Genomic DNA, 16,146 nt, shown 5'->3' with positions numbered 1-16,146 from the left:
TCGTTGGGGTACGAGAAAGGATGCGCCCATCTGCACGTTGTTGCAAGCCCCTTGAACAAACGTGCAGAATGGGCTCTGCACGAAAGGGCCGACCATGACGACGCAGACCGAGGAGCGCTCGCGCGACGCCCTGCGCGCCGCCCAGTTGTACTACATGCAGGACCTGACGATGGATGCCATCGCCCACGAGATGCGCGTCTCGCGGTCGTCGGTGTCCCGGCTACTGCAGCACGCGCGCGACGTGGGCCTCGTGACGATCTCGATCAGTCCGCCCGACGATGCGCGCGGCCAGATGGCCCAGCGCATCGCCGATCGATTCGGCATCACGGCGCACGTCGTGCCCACGCCCGCGCGCACCTCCGAGGCTGAGCGCCTGGAGCGCACCGCGCTGACCGCCGCGCGCATCCTCGCCGAACGGATCGAGTCCTCCATGACGGTCGGCATCGCCTGGGGATCGACGCTGTCGGCGATCGGCCGGCACGTGCCGTCGAAGGACGTCCACGACACCCACATCGTGCAGATGAACGGGGCCGCCAACCTCCGCACCTCCGGCATCCCGTACGCCGGCGAGATCCTCTCGCGGTTCGGGGCCGCCTGGTCGTCGTCGGTGCACCAGTTCCCGGTTCCGGCGCTGTTCGACGACCCGCGCACGAAGCAGGCGATGTGGCGCGAACGCTCGGTTCGTTCGGTGCTCGAGATCCAGCAGCGCGTGGGGCTGTTCGTCTTCGGTCTCGGCTCTCCCCATGCTGAGGTCCCCTCGCACGTCTACAGCGGCGACTACTTCGACGAGCGCGACCGCTCGATCATCGAGCGCGAGGGCATTGTGGGCGACTGCGCGACGGTGTTCTACCGCGTGGACGGGTCGTGCGACATCCCCGAACTCAACGCCCGCTCCAGCGGGCCCGACCTCGACACCGTGCGACGCATCCCGCGACGGTTCTGCGTCGTGTCCAGCCTCTCCAAGCTCGACGCCCTGCGCGGCGCACTCGCCGCGAGGCTCATCACCGAGCTCGTCGTCGAGGAGGCCCTCGCCCGAAGGCTGCTCAGCGTCACGCGCTGAGCAGCCTCAGACCTCGCCGAAGCCGTCGTCGATCAGACTCCGGAGTTCGGCGAGAGCGTCCCGCGCCTGCGGCCCGGTGGCCGTCACGCGCACGCGGGCACCCTGGCGGACGCCGAGGGACATCAGGGCGAGGAGGCTCCGGGCCGAGACCGGCTGCGCTCCACCGTCCAGATCCGTGATCTGCACGTCGGCGTCGTAGCGCGACGCGGCCTTCACGAACGTCGCCGCCGGGCGCGCGTGGAGGCCCGACGGATTGATGACGGTGGTCTCGAACGACAGTTGCCCGCTCGCGGGTTCTGCGGCCACCGCCGTGGGCGCGTCCGGTTCCGTCGCCCCGAGCTGAGCCCGCTTGGCATCCGCGGCGCGAGCGACCTCGGCGGCGGTGTCGGCCAGCGTCGCGCCGCCCGCGGCGGTCACGACCGCGCTCACCAGACCCTCCACGAAGGGTGCCGGACTCAGGACGACGCGATCGGGATCGGCGGTGAACTCCCGCGCCATCTCGGCGCTGAGCAGGGCCGACCCCAGGTCCATCAGCACGAGGACGCCGTCACCCGAGTCCGCCTCGGCGAGGGCCTCGGCGATGGCGGTGGCATCCGTCCCCAGGTCGCCGTCGGGGCCGCCCGCGGCGATGCGCACGGTCGGGGGAGCGTCACCACCCATCTGCAGGGCCAGATCGACTGCGGCCACGGCGAGCGGACGGCTGTGCGAGACCGCGACGATGCCGATCACCCGCGCGCCGCCAGAGCGTCGCTGAGGGCACGGAAGAGCAACGCCGAGGAGGCCGCCCCCGGATCGATGTGGCCCGCACTCCGCTCGCCGAGGTAGCTCGCCCGACCTTTCCGCGCGACGAGCGGCTCGGTGTCGTCGCGCCCTGCGGCGGCGGCTGTGGCGGCCGCTGCCGCCGCCTCAGCGACGCCCTTCCCCGCGGTCACCGCGTCGTCCCACGCGCTCAGGGCAGGCATCTGCGCGTCGATCATCGTCTTGTCGCCGGGTTCCGCGCGCCCGCGGGCGACGACCCCCTCGGCGCCGGCCCGCAGCGCCGCGCCGAGGGCGGCGGCATCCATCTCACCGGTGAGGACCGGCCCCATGCGGAGGAAGAACGTCCCGTAGAGCGGGCCGCTGGCACCTCCCACCGACGAGACCAGGGTCATCCCCACGACCTTGAACAGATCGGGGGCGGACGAGGGCGGCGGGTCGAGCTTGGCGACGACCGCGTCGAGGCCCCGCGCCATGTTCGAGCCGTGGTCGGCGTCGCCGATCGCGGAGTCGAGCGCGGTCAGCTCGTCACGGTGTTCCTGCACGGCATCCCGGAACGTCCGGATCCAGGCAATGAGGTCGGCGGTCGAGACCGTGTCGCTCATGCGCCCCACCGCAGGCCGGGCGTGACCACGGGCGCGTCCCACAGACGCAGCATCTCGTCGTCCGCCTTCACGACGGTCAGCGACGCCCCCGCCATGTCGAGGCTCGTGATGTAGTCGCCGATCAGAACCCTCTTCACGTCGACGCCCGCCTCTGCCAGTCGAGGGGCGATCTCGCCGTACAAGAGGTATTGCTCGATGAGAGGCGTCCCGCCGAGGCCCGAGAGCAGCACGATCGCGTCGCCGACCGGCTCGCCGAAATCGTGCACGATCGGGTCGACCAGGAGCCCGGCCACCTCGTGCGCGGTGGCGAGCTTCACGCGCGTGCGGCCGGGCTCACCGTGGATGCCGACCCCGACCTCCATCTCGTCTTCCGGAAGCTCGAACGTGGGGTGGCCGACGGCGGGAACCGTGCAGCTGGTCAGGGCGACGCCCATCGACCGTCCTGCGGCGGACACTCGTCGGGCCAGTGCGGCGACGGCATCCAGGTCGGCACCCTCCTCGGCCAGGGCGCCGACGATCTTCTCGAGGATCACGGTCGTGCCCGTGCCGCGGCGGCCGGCCGTCCAGGTGGAGTCCTGCACCGCGACATCGTCGGCGACGACCACCGACTCCACCCGCACGCCCTCGGCTGCGGCCAGCTCGGCGGCCATCTCGAAGTTGAGCACGTCGCCGGTGTAGTTCTTCACGATGTGCAGGACGCCGGCGCCGGAGTCCACGGCCTGGGTCGCCGCGAGCACCTGGTCGGGGGTGGGGGAGGTGAACACCTCGCCGGCAGCTGCCGCGTCGAGCATTCCGCGCCCGACGAATCCGCCGTGCATCGGCTCGTGGCCGGAGCCGCCGCCGGAGACGAGCGCGACCTTGCCCGCCGGCGTCGGCTCGGCGCGCGCGATGACGCGATTGTCCATGTCGACGCGCAGATCGGGATGAGCCGCGTGGATGCCGCGCAGAGCCTCTGCCAGCACGTCAGCCGGGTCGTTCACGAATTTCTTCACGGGTGCCTCCTCGTCGTGGCTGCGGCGGGTTCGGGCCCGCTTCTTCAGACCCTGCTCGCCGCGAGGCTCCACGTCAAGGGCACTTGGTCACATGCGTTCGTGCGGAAGGACCTGCTTGATGCGTTCGAGGGGATTCTGCGCGGGGACCTCGTTGTAGGCGTGAGCGAGCTCCTGCTCACTGAGCGCGTGAATGGCGGCCATGATCTCGTCCGTGGCTCCGCGCCGAGCGCGTCCCGAGGTGGCGGCGCCGTGCGGGGACAGGTCGAGCGGGGCCCCGAAACGCACCGTGATGCGCTCCTTCGTCGTGGGGATCTTCGCGCCCACCGGCATTACCTTGTCGGTACCGATCAGCCCCACCGGAACGACGGGCGCTCCGGTCTGGAGGGCGAGGAAGGCGACACCCGTGCGGCCCTTGTAGAGACGCCCGTCGAGCGAACGCGTCCCCTCCGGGTACAGCGCCACGGCCCGCCCGTCCTCGAGCAGCGCGCGCTGCTGGTCGAGTGCGTCGAGGGCGGCCTGACCGGCGCCGCGCTCGACGGGAATGGCTCCGATCGCGGTGAAGAACTGCCGCGACGCCCACTTCTCGAAGTAGGCCGACTTGGCCAGGAAGTGCACCGGGCGGGGGGAGGCGACCGGGATGGCGACGGAGTCGATGAAGGAGAGGTGGTTGCTGGCGAAGATGACCGGCCCCGTGCGCGGGACGTTGTCGCGTCCCTCGACACGGGGGCGGTACACGGCGCGCGCGAGCGGGGCGATGAAGAAGCGCCCGAGGCCGTAGGCCGCGCCCATCTGCTTCGGGGGGACGGCGGGGGTGCCGCCCGGATCGTCGGAACTCACCCGTCGAGGCTACTGTGCACCGCATGCGCCGCCGCGCATGGGGCTCTCAGCGGCGGCAAAGGCCGATGGGGGATGATGGACCGGTTCCCCGTCGTCTTCGAGAGGTCTGCCGTGCGCATCCGCCCGATCGCTTCCCTGTCCGTCGCCGCCGCCGCGGTCCTGCTCCTGGCCGGGTGCAGCGGCTCGTCGGACGAGAGCCCGACCCCGGATGCCAGTGGCTCGGCGGACGCCGGTCAGTGTCAGAGTGCGTTGTCGCAGGGGGCGGTCTCGGACGACGTGCAGGTGTCGGGCGACTTCCGCGGAAAGGTCGAGGTGACCCTGCCCGACGGGTATGCACCCGCCGGCCTCGAGCGCACCACTCTCGTCGAGGGGTCGGGCGAGCAGGTCCGCTCAGGTGACGTCCTGCGGGCCAACTTCACGCTCGTCGACGCCGCCACGGGCGAGGTGCAGCTCGAGACGCAGACCACTGCCCCCGACGGCATGGACACCCTGATCTCGTCGCAGCAGATCTTCGGCGCCGCGCTCGAGTGCGCCACCATCGGGTCGCGCACCGTGTCGGCCTTCCCCGCCGGAGCGCTCGGCGAGGGGTCGCCGGCGTTCATCCTCGTCGCGGACGCGCTCGAGGAGCTCCCCACCCGTGCCGACGGCGCCGAGGTCGAGCCCGCGGAGGGGATGCCGACCGTCACCTTCGGCGACGACGGCGCGCCCACCATCACCATGCCCGACGCCCCCGCTCCCTCTGAGACGCGGGTCGAGAACCTGCGCAAGGGCGACGGCGACGTCGTCAACCCGGGCGACCAGGTGATCGTGCAGTACACCGGCGCGCTCTACGACGACGGAACGGTCTTCGACTCGAGCTGGGAACGCGGCACTCCGGCAGAGTTCGCCACCACCGGTGTGGTTCCCGGATTCCGCAAGGCCCTCGAGGGTCAGACCGTCGGCTCGCAGGTCGTCGTCGTGATGCCGGCCTCCGACGGATACGGCGAGGCGGGTCAGGGCGACATCCCGGCAAATGCCCCGCTCGTCTTCGTCGTCGACATCCTCGGCGTTCAGCACGCGGCGGCGCCCGCTCAGTAGGCTGAGCGGATGCGTCGCGTCGTCATCCTCGGCTCCACCGGTTCGATCGGCACCCAGGCCCTCGACGTCATCCGGGCCAACCCTGACCGGTTCGAGGTCGTGGGCCTGGCTGCCGGAAGCGATCGCGCGGGCGTCGCGGCGCAGGCGGAGGAGTTCGGCGTCGACGCGGTCGCGCTGGGCGCGGTCGAAGCGGAGCAGCTCGTCCGGGACGTGCCCGCCGACGTCGTGCTCAACGGCATCACCGGATCGGTGGGTCTCGGGCCCACGCTCGCGGCGCTCGAAGAAGGGCGAACGTTGGCCCTCGCCAACAAGGAGTCGCTCATCGTCGGGGGCGACCTCGTCACTCGTCTGGCGGCCCCCGGGCAGATCGTCCCGGTCGATTCCGAGCACTCGGCCATCGCTCAAGCGTTGCGGTCGGGCGAGCCCGACGAGGTGCAGCGGCTCGTCCTCACGGCATCCGGGGGTCCTTTCCGCGGACGTTCGCGCGCGCAGCTTCTGAACGTGACCCCCGCGCAGGCCCTCGCCCACCCGACGTGGGACATGGGACGCGTGGTCACCACGAACTCCGCCACCCTGGTGAACAAGGGGCTCGAGGTCATCGAGGCGCACCTGCTGTTCGACGTGCCCTATGAGCGCATTGATGTCGTCGTGCACCCGCAGTCGATCGTGCACTCGATGGTCGAGTTCGTCGACGGCTCGACGATCGCGCAGGCGTCGCCTCCCGACATGCGGTTGCCGATCTCGCTCGGGCTCGACTGGCCGCACCGCGTCGCGGGTGTGGGCGTGCCGCTGGACTGGACGACAGCGACCCAGTGGACGTTCGAGCCGCTCGACGAGGAGGCGTTCGGATCCGTCGCTCTGGCCAAGCGCGTCGGCCGCGCCGGCGGGACGTATCCCGCGGTGTTCAACGCCGCGAACGAGCAGGCCGTCGACGCGTTCCACGAGGGACGCCTGAGCTTCCTCGGCATCCTGGATGTCATCGAGCGTGTCGTGGAACGTCATGACGCACCCGCGGCGCTCACGCGCGAGTCGCTCGCGGAAGCCGAGGCCTGGGCGCGCCGCACCGCCGACGACGTGATCGCCGCGCTCTGACGGGAGCCGCCGCACCGGCGGCGCGCGCACGTCCGGAGGGTCCGTTCGTCCGCGCCGCTGCACCGGCCGCGCGCACAAGTCCTGCGCACCCCGCGGACCGGGGTCCCCGAACGCGCGCAGCGCCTCTCCTGCAGGACTTCTGCGCGCGTCCCCGGGCTGCGCGCGCGCAACGGGCTGTGCACGACTCCGGCAGAGGGGGATGCCACGGCCCAGCGCGCGTGCATGCGGTCGGCGGCGCAGGAGTTATGCGCGACCGCCGTCGCGACGTCGCACCGCCGTGTCAGGCCGGGAAGTCGACCGGTCGCTCGGGATCGGACGACGGAGTGCGGTCGTCGGGGTAGGGCACGGGCCACTGCGCGTCGGGGACGGACCAGCCGGCGGCCCGAAGCGCACGACGCGACAACTCACGCGCGGAGTACGGCGTGCGGATGCCGCGGATGTCGCGGTAGTCCTGGTGACCGGGCCCCGCCCACAGGATCGCATCGCCCTCGCCGACCAGCTTCACGGCCTCGAGGATCGCGCGCTCCGGCGGGGTGAACTCGAGGATCTCGGCGTCGGGCCGGGCGCGGCGGGCGCCCTCGACGAGCACCGCGCGGATGGCATCCGGGTCTTCGTGGCGGGGGTGATGGTCGGTGACGATGAGCACATCGCTGCCTTCGACCGCCGTGCGCCCCATGTCGTGGCGCTTGGTCGCGTCGCGGTCGCCGTCGGCGCCGAAGAGCATGACGACCTTGCCCGGCGTCACGCGACGCACCGCCGCGAGCGTCTTCTCGAACGCGTCGGGGGAGTGGCCGAAGTCCACGTACACCGCGGGACCCTCGGGGCCGGACACGAGCTGGGTGCGGCCGGGCAGGGATGCCGTGATGCGCCCGCCGTCGAGCGCGGCGACGAGCGTCTCCCACGCGTGCCCCGCCTCGAGCAGCATGACGATCGCGAGACCCGCGTTCGCGGCCATGTGGCGCCCGATCACGGGGACCACCGTGGTGAGGGACCGGCCGCCGCGGTCGCGGAGCGTGAACTCCGTGCCCTCCTGACGCTCGTCGACGATGTCGACCGTCCAGTCGGCCTCCGCCGTGGGGTCGTCGGCGATCGCCGGGGTCACGATGGTGACGACGGGGATGTCGGCCCGCGCGGCGATCTCGGCACCCGCGGGGGAGTCCAGGCACACCACGCCACGGCGAGAGCGATCCGAACGGAACAGGGGCAGCTTGGCCTCGAAGTACTCGCGCATGTCCGCGTAGTCGTCGAGATGGTCGTGCGTGAGATTGGTGAACCCCGCCACGTCGAACAGCAGGCCGTCGACCCGGTGACGTGTGAGTGCCTGGGCGCTCACCTCCACGGCCACGGCCTCGACGCCGCGCTCGCGCATGAGGGCGAGAAGGGCGTGGAACTCGGATGCCTCGGGGGTGGTGAGCCGCGACACGATGACCTCGCCCGCGATGTGGCGTTCGGCGGTCGAGGAGAGCCCCGTGACGACGCCCAGCTGCTCCAGGATGCCCTCGAGCAGGTGCGACACACTCGTCTTGCCATTGGTTCCGGTGGTGGCGAGCAACTGGGGGAGGTCGTCCCCCGGGCCCGTGCCGTAGACCCACGCGGACAGATCCCCCAGGAGCGCCCGGGGGTCGGCGACGACGACGATGGGGAGACCGGCCGACGCGGCGATCGCGGCGCCGTCCTCATCGGTCACCACGGCGACGGCACCGCGTTCGGCGGCCGTCACGGCGAACTCCGCACCGTGCCGGTGGACGCCGCGAATGGCGACGAACGCCTCGCCGGCGCGCAGGTCGGCGGTCGCGAGGGTGATGCCGGTGAGCACGGTGCCCTCGACATCGCCGACGGTGCGCTCGCCGAAACGGCGGGCCAGCTCCGACAGGTCGCGGCGGGGCGGGTGCTCCGGCCGGAGGACGGGCGGGAGGTGGGAAGGCGTGTCGATCGGCATCCCTCCCATTGTCTCATCCGACCCCGCTCAGCCCTCGCATCGGCACCGCACGGGAGGTTCCAAGGGCAGCGGCGGTATCGTCGGCGGGTGACCGCGATCGCCTTCCTCATCGGCGTGCTCGTGCTCGTGATCGGCTTGGCCGTCTCGATCGCCCTGCACGAGATCGGGCATCTGCTGCCCGCGAAGCTGTTCGGCGTGAGAGTCGGGCAGTACATGATCGGCTTCGGACCGACGCTGTGGTCGCGCCGTATCGGCGAGACCGAGTACGGCGTCAAGGCTCTGCCCCTGGGCGGGTTCATCTCGATGTCCGGCATGTATCCGCCGGCGCCGGAGACCGACGCCCCGCCGACCCGCCGGTCGCGCCTATTCGCCACGATGATCCAGGACGCGCGCGACGCCAACGCCGAGACGATGATCGCCGGCGACGAGCGCGTGTTCTACCGGCTGCCGGTGTGGAAGCGCATCGTCATCATGCTCGGCGGCCCCGTGATGAACCTGATCCTGGCGTTCGTGCTGTCGGCGGTCGCGGTGAGCGCCATCGGCGTCGCGCAGGGGACCACCACGGTGTCCTCCGTCTCGCAGTGCGTGATCCCCGCGGATGCGGAACGCGCCGACTGCCAGGCGAGCGACCCCGTCGCACCGGCGGCGGCAGCCGGCATCCGTCCCGGCGATGTGATCCTGTCCATCGGCGGGACCGCCGTGTCGACCTTCGACGAGGCGGCGGCGATCATCCAGCGCTCGCCGGGGCAGGCGCTCCCGGTCGTCGTCGAACGCGATGGCGTCGAGCAGACGCTCACGATCACCCCCGTCTCCACGGAGCGGCCCGTGGTGGGGGCGGATGGCCAGCCCGAGGTGGATGCCGCGGGCGCACCGCTGTATCGGACGGTCGGATTCGCCGGCCTGAGCCCGCAATCGGCGTTGGTGCCCCAGCCGATCTGGGCAGGGCCCGAGGCCACCGTGCAGCAAGTCGGTCAGGTCGCGCAGATCATGGTTCAGCTGCCCGTGCGCATCTACGACACCGCGGTCGATCTGTTCACCGGTCAGCCGCGCGACCCCAACGGCCCCCTGAGCGTCGTCGGAGCCGGGCGCCTCGCGGGCGAGTTCGCGGCGGTGGATGCGCCGATTCTCTCCCGCGTGCAGGCGATCATCGGGCTGCTCGCGGCCCTGAACATCGCCCTGTTCGTCTTCAACCTCATCCCCCTCCTCCCGCTCGACGGCGGGCACGTGGTGGTTGCGCTGTGGGACGGGCTGAAGCGCTGGTTCGCCCGCATGCGTGGGAAGGTCGCCCGCCCGGTGGATGCCACCAAGCTGGTGCCGGTGACCTTCGTCGTCGTCGTGCTGCTCATCGGCATGGGCGGCATCCTCTTCCTCGCCGACATCTTCAACCCGATCCAGCTGCTCTAGAGGCCGCACAACTCCTGCGGCGTGCACGGTACGCGACGGCGAACCGCTGCCCGACGTGGATCTGCAGGAGATGTGCGCGCGTCAGAGGGCGGCGGCGATCAGACGCTCGAGGGTGCGCATGCCGTCGCGCGACAGGATGGACTCGAGGTGGCCCTGCACACTCGCCACGGCGGGTCCGCGCAGGGCGTACACGTCGCCGGTCCCGGCGTCCGCCGAGACCTCCACCGCGATGTCCAGGCCAGCCGTCGGTACGGGCGACACCGCGTCGGCGGGCTCCGAGAGGGCCGTGACGGGCCCGATCGTGATCCCGCGCTGCGTCGTGCCGGGGGCCACGCACGCCGTGAACGTGTTGTAGAACCCGATCGCGGCGGGTTCGCCGAACACGTCCACGCTCTTCTGCAGACCCTGGTGCGGTTGCGCGAGGGGCACCAGGTCGATGCCCAGCTGATCGGCCAGGATCTGATGGCTCAGGCACACCGCCAGCAGGGGAGCGCGGCGGAACAGGCGGCGCGAGACGACGTGGCGCATCGCGGCGATGCGCTCGCTCGCGTCATCGCGCGGGTCGCCCGGACCCGGGCCCGCGACGACGAGATCCGCGGCATCCACCTCGGCGTCGGTCGCCTCGGACCAGTGCACGATCCGGGTGTCCAGACCCAGGTGACGCAGCTGGTGCGCGAGCATCGTGGTGAAGCGGTCCTCGGCATCCACGACGAGCGCCGTGCGCCCGGCGAAGGGGCCGGAGCCGTCGGGATCCTGCGGGTTCATCCAGAACGGCGCGAGGCGTTCGTTGCGGGATGCCAGCAACTCGGCGATCGCGGGATCCTCGGCGAGCGGCCGGCGCGGAGCGACGGGGGCGTCGGGGTCGGCCTCGGGTGCGGCGGCGGGCGCGGAGTCGCGGGGGATGGCGCCGATCGCGCCGAGCACTCCGGCAGCCTTGCCGTGCGTCTCGCCGACCTCGCCGTAGGGGTCGGAGTGGCGCACGAGAGTCGCTCCGACCGGCACCCGCAGCCGCCCGTCCACGAGGTAGGCGGTGCGGATGAGGATCGGCGCGTCCAGGTCGTGCGTCGGACCCTCGGTGGCGCCGTTGGGGGTGAACAGGGCCGCGACGCCGGAGTAGTAGCCGCGCGGCGTCGTCTCGTGCCGCGCGATGACGGTGCACGCGTTCTGCATGGGCGAACCCGTGACCGTCGGTGCGAACATCGTCTCGCGCAGGATGTCGCGCGGGTCCAGAGTGCTGCGCCCGCGCAGCATGTACTCGGTGTGCGTCAGCCGCGACATCTCTTTCAGGTGGGGGCCGGTAATGCGGCCGCCGTCGCTGCAGACGGCGCTCATCATCTTCAGCTCCTCGTCGACGACCATGAAGAGCTCCTCGGTCTCTTTGGTCGAGCGCAGGAACTCCGCGAGGGTGTCGGCCGTGGCGCCCCCCTGCGGGTGGCGGAAGGTGCCCGAGATGGGGTTCATCGTGACGACGCCGTCGTGCGCGCTGACGTGCGCCTCGGGGCTCGCGCCCACCGCGACGTGACCGGGCGTGACCACGGCGAACGTCCAGTACGCCCCCTTCTCATGCTCCAGCAGTGCGCGGAACCACGTCAGCGCCGCGACGCGCGGCTCGGCGTCGACGCCGGCGACGAAGTCGCGGCGGATGACGAAGTTCGCTCCCTCGCCTCGACCGATCTCGTCCGCGATGACGCGACGCACGATGTCGGCATACGCCTCGTCGTCGATGTCGAACCCGGCGTCCGCGAGGGCGACGGGGGCCGGAGGAAGGGATGCCACCACCTCGGCGCGGGGGAGAGGTATCCGCTGCTCCACGACGAGGCAGCGCAGCGGCGCGCCGTCGTCGTGGCAGACGAACCCGCGCTCGCGCACCTGCCGGAACGGCACCAGCGCGAGCACCTCGCGTGGCCGGCCGTCACCGTCGATCAGAGGGATGTCCGCGAGGAGGTCGACGTCGACGACGGTGCCGGTGAGCACCTCGACGCTCGACGCGTCGCGCGCGATGAGGGCGAACGGCGCGTCGCCGGTCAGCAGCTCGTGGATCAAGGAGGAGGGGTCGGGCCCGGTCATCGAAGTACTTCCGTCTGTGATCGAGGGTCCAAAGCGGCCGCCGGAAACACGAAGACCGCCCGAATCCCGAGGGAGGGCGGTCTGTCGCACGCGTGCTCACCGCCTAGACGGTGAGCCACCAGCTGGAATACGCGCGCATGGCGCCGAACCTATCACAGAGCGCCCTTCAGCCCCCGTGCGGGTCCGGCGGCGTAGGCTGTGGGCGTGCCTGCAGTGAACATCGGGATGCCCCGCGTGCCGGAGGTCCTCGCTCCCCGTCGCAAGACCCGCCAGATCAAGGTCGGCAAGGTCCTCGTGGGGGGAGACGCCCCCGTCAGCGTGCAGTCGATGACGACGACGCCGACCACCAACATCAACGCGACCCTCCAGCAGATCGCCGAGCTCACGGCATCCGGCTGCGAGATCGTGCGCGTCGCGGTGCCGTCGCAGGACGACGCCGATGTGCTGCACATCATCGCCAAGAAGAGCCAGATCCCGGTCATCGCCGACATCCACTTCCAGCCCAAGTACGTCTTCCAGGCCATCGACGCCGGGTGCGGCGCGGTGCGCGTGAACCCGGGCAACATCCGCAAGTTCGACGATCAGGTCGGTGCGATCGCCAAGGCCGCCAAGGACGCGGGCGTCTCCCTCCGCATCGGCGTCAACGCCGGGTCGCTCGACCGTCGCCTGCTCGAGAAGTACGGCAAGGCCACGCCCGAAGCTCTCGTGGAGAGCGCGGTGTGGGAGGCGTCGCTGTTCGAGGAGCACGACTTCCACGACTTCAAGATCTCGGTCAAGCACAACGACCCCATCGTCATGGTGAAGGCCTACCGCCTGCTCGCCGAGCGGGGCGACTGGCCGCTGCACCTCGGCGTCACCGAGGCCGGCCCCGCGTTCCAGGGCACGATCAAGAGCGCGACGGCCTTCGGCATCCTGCTGTCCGAGGGCATCGGCGACACGATCCGCGTCTCGCTGTCGGCGCCGCCGGCCGAAGAGGTGAAGGTCGGTCACCAGATCCTGCAGTCGCTCAACCTTCGGGAGCGCAAGCTCGAGATCGTCTCGTGCCCGTCGTGCGGTCGCGCCCAGGTCGACGTCTACACGCTCGCCGACAACGTCACCGAGGGCCTCAAAGACATGACGGTGCCGCTGCGCGTCGCGGTCATGGGGTGCGTCGTGAACGGTCCGGGCGAAGCGCGCGAGGCCGACCTCGGTGTCGCATCGGGCAACGGCAAGGGGCAGATCTTCGTCAAGGGCCAGGTCATCAAGACGGTGCCCGAGGCGGAGATCGTCCAGACGCTCATCGAAGAGGCCAACCGCATCGCCGACGAGATGGGCCCCGACGCCGCCCCCGGCACGGCCCAGGTCATCACGGCCTGACGACCAGTCCACGCGTGCGGCGGTGGCCGCCCGGGGAGCTGAGCCCGATCCGCTAGCGTCGGGAGTCTCATGCCTGAGACCGCCGCTGCCCCCGTGTCGCTCGTTCGCCCTCTCGTTGCGGGGATGGTGACGGCGCTCGTCGGCTTCACCAGCACGTTCGCCGTCGTGCTGACGGGTCTTCGCAGCGTGGGGGCCACCCCCGCGCAGGCTGCGAGCGGACTGCTGGCGATCACCCTCGTGGTGGGGGTCGGATGCATCATCCTGGCGTGGCGCTATCGCATTCCCATCACGATCGCGTGGTCGACCCCCGGTGTCGCGCTCCTGGCCGCCACGGGCGCGGTCGAGGGAGGGTGGCCGGCGGTCGTGGGCGGCTTCCTCGTCTCGGCGGGGCTCATCCTGTGCACGGCGCTGTTCCCTCCGCTGGGGGCGCTCATCGCCCGCATCCCGCCGTCGATCGCCCAGGCCATGCTCGCGGGAGTCCTGCTGCCCCTGTGCGTCGCCCCCTTCGTGGGGCTCGTCGACGACCCGTGGGGCGTGGCGCCCGTGCTGATCGTGTGGCTCGTGGCATCCCGGCTCGTTCCGCGGTGGGCGGTGCCGCTCGCGTTCCTGGCCGCCATCGTCGTTGTCGCGATCGAGCTCACCCGCACCGGGGTCGACGCGGATGCCGCAACCCTGCTGCCGCGACTGGAGTTCACGGCCCCGACGCTCACCGTCGGGTCGGTCGTCGGGATCGCCCTGCCGTTGTTCGTGGTGACGATGGCCTCGCAGAACGTGCCGGGCGTCGCGGTCATGCGAAGCCTCGGGTACACGATCCCGTGGCGTCCGGCGATGCTCGTCACGGGGCTGGGGTCGGCACTGGCCGCGACCGCCGGCGGGCACGCGGTGAACCTCGGCGCGATCAGCGCCGCGATCGCCGCGGGCCCGGACGCGCACCCCGATCCCCGCCGGCGCTGGGTGGCCGGCGTGTCGGCCGGCGGCATGTACCTCGTGCTGGGTGGGCTGTCCGCCGCCTTCGCGGCGATCGTGCTGCTGGCCCCGCCCGGTGTCATCCCCGCGGTGGCAGGCGTGGCGCTGTTCGCCGCGTTCGGTTCGGCGGTGCAGCAGGCGATCGACGACCCGGGTGAGCGCCTCCCCGCCGTGGTGACGTTCCTCGTCGCGGCATCCGGGATCGCCATCGCCGGCGTCAGTGCGGCGTTCTGGGCGCTGGCGGCAGGGCTCGTCGTGCGCACCGTCCTGCACCTGGGGCGGCGCCCCGCGGCCTGAGCCCCGGGTCAGTCCAGACCGAACTCGGCGCGGATGCGCTGACGTGCGTCGGCGTACTCGGGCAGGGCATCGAAGAAGGCGTACTTCTCGCCGATGACCGAGTCGCGGGAACCGTCGGGCTCGAGCACGTAGGTCGCGAACGTCTCGGCGAAGTCCTCGGACGCGTTGGTCGCGGCGTAGTCGCTGACGAAGTCGCTCTCGTGAGCCTGGTAGAACTCCCACGCGATGTCGGCGTCGACGTTGTCGCGGGCGGGAGCGTCGTCGTACGCCGCCCAGAACCGCTCGGCGAACCGCTGCAGGTCGGAGTCGGGGAGCAGGCATCCCGCTCCGCTCCACTCGGTGTCGCACACCTCGGCCGCGGGGTCCACGTCGTCGAGTCCCAGGCTCAGCAGGTGTGCGTACTCGTGGACGAGCGTCGACAGGAGGAGGTCGGCGTCGTCGGCGTAGGCGAGGTTGGCGGCGAACACCCACTTCGTCGGGTCGTTCTCGTCGCTCGTGACGTAGGCCAGGGTGTCGCTGTCGGGGTCGTCGCCCGTGCGGTATCCCGTGATGTCGGATGCCACGAAGTCCGGGGTCGCGACGCGCACGAACTCGTCCCACACCTCGCGTGCGCGCCCCTCGGGCTCGGGGTCGAGCGTGCCATCGGGCAGCACCGCGTACGTCTCGGTCGGGGTGAAGTCGCCCGTGGACCCCACCGAGGGCTGCCGTGTGCCGGTTCCGAACAACCCGCTGGTGCCGGCCACGGCGCCGATACCGACCCAGACGAGAACGCCCACCAGGACGACGGCGGAAACGGTGAGGAGGGCGATCCAGCGGCTGCGCACGTGCTCACCCTAGGGGGTGCGGTGGGGCGGTGCTGGTGTTGCGGTTTCGTTACCGAATCAGCCATGTCGGCGGGAACCGATCCGCGGGACGCGGACACTACTGGGTGTGGAAGATGACGACGCCGAGCTGTGGGTTCGGGTGCGCCAGGGGGATGAGCTCGCGCTCGCCGCGCTGTTCGATCGGTATGAGGGGCGGTTGTTCCGTCACGCGTCGCGGTTGTTGTCGCATCGAGAGGATGCGAAGGATGCCGTGACGGTGGCGTTCTTCGAGCTGTGGCGCAAGCGGGCGTCGGTGCGGTTGGTGGAGGGGTCGCCGTTGCCCTGGTTGGTGAACACGGTGGCGCATTGTGCGCGGAATCTGGAGCGATCGGGGCGGCGGTATCGGGCGTTGCTGGATCGGGCGCCGGTGGCGGAGATGGCGGTGACGCCGTCGGGACACGATGACAGCGGCGTTCTCGCCGCGCTGAAGCGGCTGCCCGAACGGGAGCAGGCCGTTGTGGTGCTGGCGGTTCTGGAGGGCTATGCCGAGCGCGAGGTCGCTCAGGTTCTCGGCATCCCTGCGGGCACCGTGAAGTCGCGTCTGGCGCGAGCCAAAGCGAAGCTGCGCAACGACATCACTCTGGAAGGGGCACGGTCATGAACGACGAACTGACGCCCGATGAGCGGGCGGCGATGCGTGCGCGGATCGTGGGTGGTGCTCGTGGCATTCGGCCGGTGGGGGCTCACCGGAATGCGTGGATCGCGGGGTCGGTGGCGGTGGCGCTGGTTGCGGCGGTCGCTGGCGGGGTGGTGGCGACGTCGACGCTTTCGGCGCCGCAGATCGCGACCACGCCCACCCCCAGCCCGACGGCGACGACCGAGTCGACCCAGACGC

14 protein-coding genes are annotated in these 16,146 nt (G+C 71.2%); 7 read left to right on the top strand and 7 right to left on the bottom strand.

All coding sequences use genetic code 11. From position 1 onward, the window contains the following. The first annotated feature begins 94 nt into the window (after nt 1-94). Entirely contained in the window at nt 95-1,060 is a 966-nt protein-coding gene (locus tag MHY30_RS11235) for a sugar-binding transcriptional regulator (RefSeq protein WP_239277008.1), read from the top strand. Between the two features lie 6 nt (nt 1,061-1,066). Here MHY30_RS11235 and dhaM read toward each other — a convergent pair whose 3' ends face one another. The 4 genes from dhaM to MHY30_RS11215 all read right to left on the bottom strand — a co-directional run bounded on the left by dhaM (nt 1,067) and on the right by MHY30_RS11215 (nt 4,202). Further along, entirely contained in the window at nt 1,067-1,789 is a 723-nt protein-coding gene (dhaM, locus tag MHY30_RS11230) for a dihydroxyacetone kinase phosphoryl donor subunit DhaM (protein WP_239277007.1), read from the bottom strand. Continuing rightward, nucleotides 1,786-2,421 carry a dihydroxyacetone kinase subunit DhaL gene (gene dhaL, locus MHY30_RS11225; protein ID WP_239277006.1) on the bottom strand — a complete coding sequence of 212 codons (636 nt, stop codon included), beginning with the start codon at nt 2,419-2,421 and terminating at the stop codon, nt 1,786-1,788. Before dhaL ends, dhaM begins: the two co-directional genes overlap by 4 nt. Next, nucleotides 2,418-3,413, bottom strand: coding sequence for a dihydroxyacetone kinase subunit DhaK (gene dhaK, locus MHY30_RS11220; protein ID WP_239277005.1), 996 nt, complete (start codon nt 3,411-3,413; stop codon nt 2,418-2,420). The genes dhaL and dhaK overlap by 4 nt, the downstream gene beginning before the upstream one ends. A gap of 87 nt (nt 3,414-3,500) precedes the next feature. Further along, nucleotides 3,501-4,202 (bottom strand): 1-acyl-sn-glycerol-3-phosphate acyltransferase, encoded by a 702-nt coding sequence (locus tag MHY30_RS11215; RefSeq protein WP_239277034.1) that lies wholly within the window; start codon nt 4,200-4,202, stop codon nt 3,501-3,503. Between the two features lie 120 nt (nt 4,203-4,322). On the opposite strand from MHY30_RS11215, the gene MHY30_RS11210 reads away from it, so the two are divergent. Continuing rightward, on the top strand, nt 4,323-5,327 hold the full coding sequence (locus tag MHY30_RS11210) for an FKBP-type peptidyl-prolyl cis-trans isomerase (protein WP_239277004.1): 1,005 nt from the start codon (nt 4,323-4,325) through the stop codon (nt 5,325-5,327). Between the two features lie 9 nt (nt 5,328-5,336). Continuing rightward, complete coding sequence (gene dxr, locus MHY30_RS11205) at nt 5,337-6,419, top strand: 1-deoxy-D-xylulose-5-phosphate reductoisomerase (protein WP_239277003.1); 1,083 nt, start codon at nt 5,337-5,339, stop codon at nt 6,417-6,419. 280 nt (nt 6,420-6,699) lie between these two features. Here the strand turns inward: dxr and MHY30_RS11200 are convergent, their stop codons facing one another. Further along, nucleotides 6,700-8,358: a Mur ligase family protein gene (locus MHY30_RS11200; RefSeq protein WP_239277002.1), complete on the bottom strand. Its 1,659-nt coding sequence runs from the start codon at nt 8,356-8,358 to the stop codon at nt 6,700-6,702. 87 nt (nt 8,359-8,445) lie between these two features. Between MHY30_RS11200 and MHY30_RS11195 the strand changes: the two genes are divergently transcribed. Further along, nucleotides 8,446-9,762 (top strand): site-2 protease family protein, encoded by a 1,317-nt coding sequence (locus MHY30_RS11195; RefSeq protein WP_239277001.1) that lies wholly within the window; start codon nt 8,446-8,448, stop codon nt 9,760-9,762. A gap of 81 nt (nt 9,763-9,843) precedes the next feature. Here MHY30_RS11195 and MHY30_RS11190 read toward each other — a convergent pair whose 3' ends face one another. Continuing rightward, the gene (locus MHY30_RS11190) at nt 9,844-11,829 is read right to left on the bottom strand and encodes an anthranilate synthase family protein (RefSeq protein WP_239277000.1); all 1,986 of its coding nucleotides are present in this window, start codon (nt 11,827-11,829) and stop codon (nt 9,844-9,846) included. Between the two features lie 204 nt (nt 11,830-12,033). Here MHY30_RS11190 and ispG point away from each other — a divergent pair, with 204 nt between their 5' ends. Together ispG and MHY30_RS11180 are read left to right on the top strand one after the other, a co-directional pair. Then, nucleotides 12,034-13,185, top strand: coding sequence for a flavodoxin-dependent (E)-4-hydroxy-3-methylbut-2-enyl-diphosphate synthase (ispG, locus tag MHY30_RS11185; RefSeq protein WP_239276999.1), 1,152 nt, complete (start codon nt 12,034-12,036; stop codon nt 13,183-13,185). 69 nt (nt 13,186-13,254) lie between these two features. Next, nucleotides 13,255-14,448: a benzoate/H(+) symporter BenE family transporter gene (locus MHY30_RS11180; protein WP_239276998.1), complete on the top strand. Its 1,194-nt coding sequence runs from the start codon at nt 13,255-13,257 to the stop codon at nt 14,446-14,448. Nucleotides 14,449-14,456: 8 nt separating this feature from the next. Here the strand turns inward: MHY30_RS11180 and MHY30_RS11175 are convergent, their stop codons facing one another. After that, a complete protein-coding gene (locus MHY30_RS11175) occupies nt 14,457-15,272 on the bottom strand; it encodes an NADH:ubiquinone oxidoreductase subunit 4 (chain M) (RefSeq protein WP_239276997.1) in 816 nt (271 codons plus the stop codon). A 106-nt stretch (nt 15,273-15,378) separates the two neighbouring features. Between MHY30_RS11175 and MHY30_RS11170 the strand changes: the two genes are divergently transcribed. Further along, complete coding sequence (locus tag MHY30_RS11170) at nt 15,379-15,912, top strand: RNA polymerase sigma factor (protein WP_239276996.1); 534 nt, start codon at nt 15,379-15,381, stop codon at nt 15,910-15,912. Nucleotides 15,913-16,146: the final 234 nt, after the last annotated feature.

This window comes from Microbacterium sp. ACRRU, from assembly GCF_022346945.1.
Lineage (GTDB): Bacteria > Actinomycetota > Actinomycetes > Actinomycetales > Microbacteriaceae > Microbacterium > Microbacterium mcarthurae.
The sequence above is the reverse complement of the archived record's forward strand: the minus strand, read 5'-3'. Positions and strand labels throughout refer to the sequence as shown.